This is a genomic window from Alkalimonas collagenimarina (assembly GCF_030717845.1).
Classification (GTDB): domain Bacteria; phylum Pseudomonadota; class Gammaproteobacteria; order Enterobacterales; family Alteromonadaceae; genus Alkalimonas; species Alkalimonas collagenimarina.
In genome coordinates, this window is sequence record NZ_JAUZVZ010000005.1 from 186,364 (window position 1) to 192,489 (window position 6,126).

At 45.6% G+C, this 6,126-nt stretch carries 5 protein-coding genes and 1 tRNA gene; 5 read left to right on the forward strand and 1 reads right to left on the reverse strand.

Features of this window, described 5'->3' with window-relative positions; all coding sequences use genetic code 11:
* Window positions 1-74 precede the first annotated feature (74 nt).
* From udk to Q3O60_RS05100, 4 genes are all read left to right on the forward strand, one after another.
* Window positions 75-707, forward strand: coding sequence for a uridine kinase (gene udk, locus Q3O60_RS05085; RefSeq protein WP_305892820.1), 633 nt, complete (start codon window positions 75-77; stop codon window positions 705-707).
* Between the two features lie 17 nt (window positions 708-724).
* Window positions 725-1,915 carry a NupC/NupG family nucleoside CNT transporter gene (locus Q3O60_RS05090; RefSeq protein WP_305892821.1) on the forward strand — a complete coding sequence of 397 codons (1,191 nt, stop codon included), beginning with the start codon at window positions 725-727 and terminating at the stop codon, window positions 1,913-1,915.
* A 57-nt stretch (window positions 1,916-1,972) separates the two neighbouring features.
* Window positions 1,973-2,923: an isopenicillin N synthase family dioxygenase gene (locus Q3O60_RS05095; RefSeq protein WP_305892822.1), complete on the forward strand. Its 951-nt coding sequence runs from the start codon at window positions 1,973-1,975 to the stop codon at window positions 2,921-2,923.
* A 124-nt stretch (window positions 2,924-3,047) separates the two neighbouring features.
* Window positions 3,048-3,134, forward strand: a tRNA-Leu gene (locus Q3O60_RS05100).
* A gap of 104 nt (window positions 3,135-3,238) precedes the next feature.
* On the opposite strand, the gene Q3O60_RS05105 is transcribed toward Q3O60_RS05100, so the two are convergent.
* Window positions 3,239-4,705 (reverse strand): RimK family ATP-grasp domain-containing protein, encoded by a 1,467-nt coding sequence (locus Q3O60_RS05105; protein WP_305892823.1) that lies wholly within the window; start codon window positions 4,703-4,705, stop codon window positions 3,239-3,241.
* Between the two features lie 166 nt (window positions 4,706-4,871).
* On the opposite strand from Q3O60_RS05105, the gene Q3O60_RS05110 reads away from it, so the two are divergent.
* A complete protein-coding gene (locus Q3O60_RS05110) occupies window positions 4,872-5,996 on the forward strand; it encodes a GNAT family N-acetyltransferase/peptidase C39 family protein (RefSeq protein ID WP_305892824.1) in 1,125 nt (374 codons plus the stop codon).
* Window positions 5,997-6,126 lie beyond the last annotated feature (130 nt).

The window sequence follows — 6,126 nt, forward strand, 5'->3', positions numbered from 1 at the left end:
CCGGTTTTTTATTTCTATATCGGTCATTTTTAGCGATAATTAGTACTTGTTTGTAAAAGAAAGTGAAGCCTTACGTGGGTAAAAACACCATTATCGCCATTGCCGGTGCATCAGCATCCGGAAAAAGTTTATTTGCATCAACCGTGTATCAAGAGCTGGTTGAGGAGCTGGGCGATGAGCGTATCGCTATTTTGGCGGAAGATGCCTATTACCGCGATCAAAGTCATTTGTCGTTTGAGCAGCGAACCCTCACCAATTACGATCACCCTTCGGCGTTTGAACATAAACTGTTGGTGCAGCACTTAAAAGATTTGCGCCAAGGTCGTTCCATCGAGATGCCACAATACAGCTACAAAGAGCATACTCGTCTGAAAGATACGATTGCAGTGCAACCGGCGAAAGTGATTCTGGTTGAGGGGATCTTGCTGCTGACAGACCCTAATCTTCGTGCCGAGTTTGATATCAGTGTCTTTATGGATACGCCACTGGATATATGCTTATTGCGTCGTATTAAGCGTGACCTGGAAGAACGTGACCGCAGTCTGCAATCTGTGGTAGAACAGTATGAAGGCTCGGTTCGACCGGCGTTTTTCGATTTTATCGCGCCGTCCAAACAATATGCCGATCTTGTTGTCACCCGCGGTGGCATGAACCAGATTGCGATCGATATTATAAAAACAAAAATTCGCCAGTTGCTGGCGGAATAACACTCAGGGAATAAGCTATGATGGGATTGGTGGGTATTATTGTCCTTTTGCTGGTGGCCTATGCGGCATCGGCACATCGTAACCGTATTAATTGGCGGACCGTCGGTGGCGCTTTTACCATTCAATTGGCTATTGGTGCTTTTGTATTGTATGTGCCTTTTGGTCAGGATGTGTTGTATAACATTTCGTTGGTGGTAGCCAATGCGGGAATTCAATTCTTGTTTGGTGATTTAGGTAATTTCTCTCAAGGTTTTATTTTTGCCATTCATGTACTGACCATTATTATCTTCTTTTCGTCTTTAATTGCCGTGTTGTATCACATCGGGATTATGACCTGGGTGATCCGGTTAATTGGCGGCGGCTTGCAAAAGTTATTGGGCACCAGTCGACCCGAATCCATGTCTGCTGCCGCCAATATCTTTGTCGGACAAACGGAAGCACCACTCATTGTCCGCCCCTTTATTCCAACCATGACCCGCTCCGAGCTATTTGCCGTCATGGTGGGGGGGTTAGCATCAGTCGCTGGTTCTGTTTTGGCAGGTTATGCAGGCTTGGGTGTCGAATTGAAGTACTTAATAGCTGCCAGCTTTATGGCGGCGCCTGGTGGTTTTCTAATGGCGAAGATGATTCTGCCAGAAACTGACCAGCCGAAGAATGAGCTCACCGAAATCAGTACTGAAAAACCGCATACCAATGTGATTGATGCGGCAGCATCTGGTGCTTCTAGCGGCATGCAGTTGGCACTGAATGTAGGAGCAATGTTGCTGGCTTTTGTCGGCTTAATTGCGTTGGTCAATGGTATTGTTGGCGGTATTGGAGGCTGGTTTGGAAAGGATGATCTGACACTACAACTGATTTTTGGTTATGTCTTTCAGCCTCTGGCCTTTATTTTGGGGGTTTCCTGGGAAGAGGCTCGGGTTGCCGGTAGTTTTATTGGCCAAAAGTTGGTTATCAATGAATTTGTCGCCTATCTGGACTATGTTCAGGTGAAGGAGCAATTGAGCGAACATACGCAAGTGATCGTGACGATCGCGCTGTGTGGCTTTGCGAACTTCTCCTCTATTGCGATATTATTAGGCGGTTTAGGGGGTATGGCTCCGGGCCGTCGGGCTGACATTGCTGAGCTGGGGTTAAAAGCCCTGCTGGCAGCAACGTTGGCCAACTTAATGAGTGCTGCTATTGCAGGGCTCTTTTTTTCTTTAGGCTAGTACCTCGACATTTATTGGCTATGCCAATGTGTTCTGGTACACAAACAGGTCTTATTTATGACACAGCAAGTTCCAACGTTAGATATAAGACGGTTTGCCACCGACAAAGATAACTTTGTTGCCGAAATTGGCAAGGCCTACACTGAATTTGGATTCTGCGGCATTAGTGGCCACGGTATTTCCGATGCAGTGGTAGATGATACCTATAGTGCGATTAAGCAATTTTTCGCGTTACCGAGTGATGTCAAAGCTCGTTATTACCAACCCGGGCAGGGCGGTGCCCGAGGGTATACCGCGGTTGGTGTCGAGAAAGCAAAAGATAGCAATCATCCGGATTTGAAAGAGTTCTGGCATGTCGGTCGGGAGCTTGATGGTCCGGCACCACATCCTAGCTTGTATCCCAATGTCTGGCCAACCGAAGTGCCTGAGTTTAAAGAGGCAACCTATCGGTTATTCATGGAGTTGGAGAATTTAGGCAACCGCGTGCTTGAAGCGTTGGCTTTGTTTTTGGATCAGCCACAAGATTACTTTGCTGATAAAGTGAATTTTGGTAATTCTATTCTTCGGCCTATTCATTACCCACCGATTAAAGATACCACCACTCAGTCTATTCGTGCTGGTCAGCATGAAGATATTAATCTGATCACTTTGCTGGTTGGTTCAAATGAAGCAGGCTTAGAAATTTTACGTCGTGATGGCAGCTGGTTACCTGTTACGACTATTGAAGGCACGATCGTGGTGAATATTGGTGATATGTTACAACGACTAACTAATCACGTGCTGCCATCGACAACACACCGGGTGGTAAACCCGGCTGGCTCAGCGGCAGACGAGCCTCGCTACTCGATTCCGTTCTTTATGCATCCGAACCCGGACTTTGTCATTGAGACCTTGCCGAGTTGCATCAGTGCTGACAGGCCTAATCGTTATCCAGAGCCGATCAACTCCAATGACTACTTATTACAGCGTTTGGAAGAGATTGGCTTATTGAAAAAGAGTGAAAAATAAGCACCTTGTTGCAGATACATGCGAGTGGCTCAAAAGCGGTCAAATTGTTGTATATTGCAGTTGACAGCTTTTTCGAACTCGCTATACTGTGCGCCATGTTGAGCAGCGATGCCTGACATACCACGCAGATGTGGTGGAATTGGTAGACACGCAAGCTTCAGGTGCTTGTGCTCGAAAGGGCGTGAGAGTTCGAGTCTCTCCATCTGCACCAAATTAACCGGCCAAGGCCGGTTTTTTTGTGCCTGCTATCCATGCAGGCATCCCTCCGGGACCAGCCATTGGCTGTCCAAAAGCACTCCCGATGCTTTTGCGTTTTTACCTTTTTAGCTCAATGCGACGGATAAAATCTTCGACCAGTAAGTCGTATAGCTTGTTGCCTAAGTGCAAGTCTTCAACGCCATCATCAATATTGGGGTTATCGTTCACCTCAATCAAATAGACTTTTTCCCCATCTTGCTTCAGATCGACACCATACAAACTGTTTCCAATAGGCGCACAAGCCCGGATGGCTGCATCCAATACATGGCCAGGGACTTCATCAATAGCACAAGTGGTAAAAGCGCCACTCTGGGTTTTGCCTGTACCGTGTTTGTAGATTTGCCAGTGATTTCGGGCCATAAAATATTTACATGCAAAGAGTGGTTTGCCATTTAGTATGCCGATGCGCCAGTCAAACTCAGTAAAGGTATATCGCTGCGCTAGAATAATCGCACTTTGTTCAAACAGCTGTTTCATTTGCTGTTTCAGCTCGGTCATGGTTTTGACTTTTACCACCCCTCGGGAAAAACTACCGTCCGGGATCTTTAATACCATGGGTAAGCCAAGCAGATCGGCAGCTCGCTCCAGATTGTCGGTATCTTGTTTGAATAACATTAAACCATCAGGAACAGGCACTTTATGTTGCTCGAACAGAGTTTGCAGGTAAATCTTATTACTGCAGCGTAAAATCGAATTAGGATCATCAATCACGGCTAATCCTTCGCGCTCCGCCTTTAATGCCATTTTAAAGGTATGATGATTAACGGCGGTAGTTTCACGAATAAATAAGCCATCAAACTCAGCCAATCGATGATTATCTTTCGCTCCAATAATTTCGGTATCCATACCTGCCTTTTTCGCTGCCTTACAGAATAACTCGATGGAGCGGGGGGTGCAGGGAGGGAATTTTTCATGAGGATCAAGCAGAATAGCCACATCATACTTAAAGTGTCGCTGATTCGGCTCTGCTTGCCATATTTTATGGCTAAAACGCTCTAAAGCGTCAGCAAATAAAGTCTGCTCTGCTTCGACTAACTTATGTAGGCTACCAATCCGTAATGTTTTTACCTGCCATTGCTGCTTTTTGATGAGGTCGACTTGCAAGATGGGCACTGGAAACGCTTCAAATAAGAAACCTGCTACTTTTTTCAGATGTTTGTTGGGTGTTTCACCAAAATAGATTTGAAATGACAGTGAGCTGTTAGCTTCACCGCTTAACTCTTTATTTAATTGATTGAGCGTAGCGCCAGGAATATCATCGATGATATCCGCGATCTCATCCCGATTAAACTTATTAAACACTTTGATGGATGGAATAGCATGGTGATCTCTGGCTTCTGCCAGTAATGAGCAATAGTACCCTGAGCCGAGGTACTGAGCTTGTCGACATAAATTGATCACCCGTACTCGCTGTTTTGTTTTGACCGGTAATTTTAAGTAATCAGCCAGAGTGACGACTCCATCGTATTGAAAGAATGGCCCCCAGTCTTGTAATTTATCGACTACGATTAAAAGCTTAGACATGCACTATGGTTCCTCATAAACAGATGGCACTATTGTACTTAGCATAGCTGATTAAATGACAATGAATTTTCTTACTCGTTACTAGCAAGGAAATTCTCTTGAGCCATGGTGCTAAACAGGCTTCAATGCGCCACAATTTTTTGTGTTTCAAAAGCAGGAGTAAGCTGTGTTTCACCACGCGGATGATGAATTGTTTGTACGACCAGCAGAGCTTGCTGATTTATCTGCTTTATTGTCGTTAGAGCAGGCTTGCTTTGATTCAGATCGCTTGAGTCGACGCAGCTTTCGACACTTTATACTTGATCAGCGTAGCGATATTCAGCTGTTAGTTAAGCAAAGGACAATAGCCGGCTATTTTCTGGTGTTATACCGCCGGGGTACCAGCCTTGCGAGGCTGTACTCATTGGCTGTGCTTCCAAGCGAAAGAAAGCAGGGCTACGCGCAGAAATTACTCAATGCAGCCGAAGCGGTTGCCCGGCAGCGGCGCTGCGTGTTTCTTCGGTTAGAAGTCCGCTTTGATAACAGGGCTGCAATTCAGTTGTATCGCACTCAGGGGTATCAAGATTTTGATGTAAAGCATGATTTTTATGAAGATCATAGTGATGCGCTTTGCATGCAAAAACGAGTCTACTTTTTTGATGCGAGCGCAGCTAGACCACTGGTAGGCTATATCCAGCAAAGTACGTCTTTTACCTGTGGCCCGGCTTCATTGTTAATGGCGATGAATTATTTTGAACCGAATCAGCATCACCCGTATCTAGAGGAGCTGGAAATATGGCGTGAAGCAACCACCATTTTTATGACATCCGGTCATGGCGGCTGTGGGCCTAGGGGGTTAGCTTTAGCTGCTTACAAGCGAGGATTCGCTGTGCAGGTGTTATTGAATCAGGATGGACCATTATTTGTTGACTCTGTACGGACGCAAGAAAAGAAAAGCATTTTGGAATGGGTGTATCAGGTCGAGCTGCAGAAAGTTGAGCAAGCAGGCATTTCTGTTCAGATACAAGATTTTTCATTAACCGAGTTATTGCGATGGCTTAATGATGGTTATCTCGTTCTTATTCTGATTAGTACGTGGCAGTTTGATCGTAGTAAAGCACCGCATTGGGTGCTGTTGTGTGATGCGGACGATCATTTTGTCTATTTGAATGATCCCGACGTAGACACCGAGCAGGGGCGTACGGCAGCAGAATATCAATATATCCCCGTCAGTCTTGCTGTGTTTCAAAAAGCTTTTTCGTATGGTAAGCAGCGCTTAAAAGCTGCGGTTGCGTTAAAAAAACACAACTAGCTTACTTTTCCAGCAAAGTCACTTTAAAAAGCAAATAGTGGTTGCTTCCTCATTTTCAGCCTCTATAATGCGCGCCATGCCAACGGAACAGGGCACTAGCCAAGTCCCGAAGCGCTTTAAGAAGAGCAAG